2 protein-coding genes are annotated in these 2773 nt (G+C 40.1%); both read right to left on the bottom strand.

The features are described 5' to 3' along the window. Nucleotides 1-922: 922 nt before the first annotated feature. The gene (locus F6K49_RS39775; protein ID WP_293106197.1) at nt 923-1840 is read right to left on the bottom strand and encodes a DMT family transporter; all 918 of its coding nucleotides are present in this window, start codon (nt 1838-1840) and stop codon (nt 923-925) included. 238 nt (nt 1841-2078) lie between these two features. After that, nucleotides 2079-2773 (bottom strand): hypothetical protein (locus F6K49_RS39770; RefSeq protein ID WP_293106194.1); only part of this gene is annotated, 695 nt, incomplete at its 5' end.

Genomic DNA, 2773 nt, shown 5'->3' with positions numbered 1-2773 from the left:
AAAGCCTCAAAGGAGGTTTCAGAAAAATCAATGGGTACAAGTACACGGTCGGTGGCAAACAAGCTCATAGATTATTCACTCCTAGTGGTAATTCAAAATTCAAAATTCAAACTTCAAAATAAATAAAATCAGTTCGCGCAGCGTGGCCTACGGCCTTAATTTGGCAATTTTTTAATTTTGAATTGGAGCGCGTTAAGCAGCGTGACCAAAGGTAAGCGCGAGTTTTGGTCTTCAATCAGTGGCGGAAGCCCCCACTGATTGTCATTTTGAATTAATAATTTTTAATTTTGAATTCGAGCAAAGCGACTTGACTCCTATGGCTTCTTTAAAAATATTATAAATACTAATCTTCTAGGAAGATTGAGTGTAAGCTATCAGCTATTAGCTATTAGCTATCATGCGCTTTAACTGAACCGGGTCGGATGAGTAAAACGATCAGGAATTTTCAACTAGCTTTACCAGCCCGTAAGGTTGTTTACTACTTCCCGTTGATTAGCGTTAGGTTGACAGCTGTTCGCGAAGCGTGAGCCATTCGCGTACCGTGGCCTTTGCCCAAGGCTCACGGCTAAATACTTACGTTTTTGAGTTTAATAAACTTCCTAAGTATGATGTTTTTCAAAAAAAAATATAGGGAATAAACGCTTAATTAAGCCAGAGTTCTTTTTACGAATCATTTAGGACTGCTATAGAGGATATTAGGCGCACATAATGTCGAATGATCGCCTAAACTTTTCTATACGATACTTTGCACGGCAACAACTTGCGTTTTCAACTGGGTGGGATTCAGCGAACTCTAGGGGAGTATTGAGTCGGCACATGTCAAGTATAAACAAGAGTTAGATTTCTTACTGAGGTTTCAGGTTTTTGACAAACCTCAGATTATGACCGTTTAAAGTATATGCCGATTGCGGTGAGCATTTACTTAATCTGAAACTTGCTTACTTCGATTAATAAGCGTAATACCACAGAAGACTATCGCACCGCCAAGTAAGGATAATGCTGTGGGGACTTCGTGTAACCACAACCAAGCAATAAACGTCGCGGCTACAGGAATCAAAGCTAAATAACTGCCTGCTTGTGAGGCTGGAAGCTTAGACAATACATAAGACCATGCAACGTAAGCCAAAATACCTGGGAATAGAGCCAGATAAACGATTGCTAAAGTTGAATTCAACGGTGCATTAGTAACTGACAACACGGCACGAGGTGCCAAGAAGAATAAACAGATTGCTCCTGCCCAAATTGCATAGGTTATAAATTGAATTACAGTGTATTTCTGTAGCAGTGGTTTTTGTAGCACTGAATACAAGCTGGTTGAGACGGTCGAAATAAAAACGAATAATACTCCTATCGATAGGTGAACAACATCGCCTTCAGTGAAGGACATATCGCCTTCAGTGAAGGACATAATACCAACACCCACAATACACAACGCAATACCAATCCAACCTATTTTTTTAAGTTGTTCGTTTAAGAATAGTACTGCCAAAATTGCGATAACGCCTACTTGCGTCGAGTTAATAAAGCTTGAGACACCAGCCGTAACAGTAAGCTCACCTGTATTGAGCATGAAATTGTAAAGCGCGATACCGATAAAACCACAAAAGGAAATTAGCGGCAAATCTTCTAGTTCGGGCATTGGCATTCGGCTGATTAGGGCATACACAAGCAGAACCAGAGATGCGACTAGATATCTTAGAAAACCGACTCCGGCAGGACTGTATCCAGCCAGGGAAACCCGAATGGCAGGAAATGCGGATCCCCACAAAATAAGTTTTATTAAAATGGCACCAAAAACCAGTGCTTTAGCGCGATTTTCCTTACTAATCTCAATAAACATAGCTAAAAGTCATATTTTTATATTTAATTTGAGTAAAAAAGCACTCACCTAACTCTAACAAATTCTCCGAGAGTGATCGCTTGCGATCGCTCTCGGAGTTATTCAAAGCATTGACTGAACTCCTAATTCTTTCCTTCTCAACTGGCCAAAATTTTCGATCTATTAAATTTCAGTAATTCTGAAATCTCTTTTTTGGCTGGAGTTGAGATACCTGAATCCCTACAAATTTAGCTAGTTATTAGAGAAACTTTTGCAATACAAAGTTTCGTGCCAGTACAGGTAGGTTAGTATATTCAGCTAGAGCTTCTATTGTGGTGATATCCCTTTCCTTCGCCAAAGTCAGCAAATCACTGGCACCTTGCTTTACTTGTCTGTACACAATTTCATGTCCTAGACGTTTATGATAAGTAGGTGTCTGTTCATTTTCCATTGCCTTGGTGATGCCTCCATTTTCTGTGGCTCTGAAAAATATTTCCACTTTAGAATTTCCTGCTCCACCGGGAGTTATTGCTTGACCTTGCAATGCCATAATACCCCTGTCTTTGAGAGCTTTCATGATTTCCAATCCTTCATCTCCAGGAGGAATTGCCCAATTTTCTGATAGAAGCACAGTGGAATTGTATGGAATAGCATCAAGATTGGAATGCTTTAGGGCTTTACCGAAAGTCATAGCAATAATTACCCTCGGTTCACCATTTTTACCCAATGCTTCATCAGTAAACTTTCCTGGCTCTGCTAAAGCCACACCCCAACTGGAGGGAATTCTTTGGAATGCTTCACCATTCATACGGTATCGTTCGCTTTCCAAGATGGGAACCAGTTTTTCTCCTGTGGTAGAATCTGTCTCTACAGGTTTGGTGTAGTCATAGGCTAAATCTAAACCTATTACATTTTTAAACCCTTTTTCTGCCATTCGTTTAGTGTATTCTGAAC

The organism is Moorena sp. SIO3I6, assembly GCF_010672095.1.
The sequence above is the reverse complement of the archived record's forward strand: the minus strand, read 5'-3'. Positions and strand labels throughout refer to the sequence as shown.

Excerpts from the sequence above, each read along its gene's own strand:
- F6K49_RS39775 (WP_293106197.1), bottom strand. The coding sequence starts at position 1,840 with ATGTTTATTGAGATTAGTAAGGAAAATCGCGCTAAAGCACTGGTTTTT.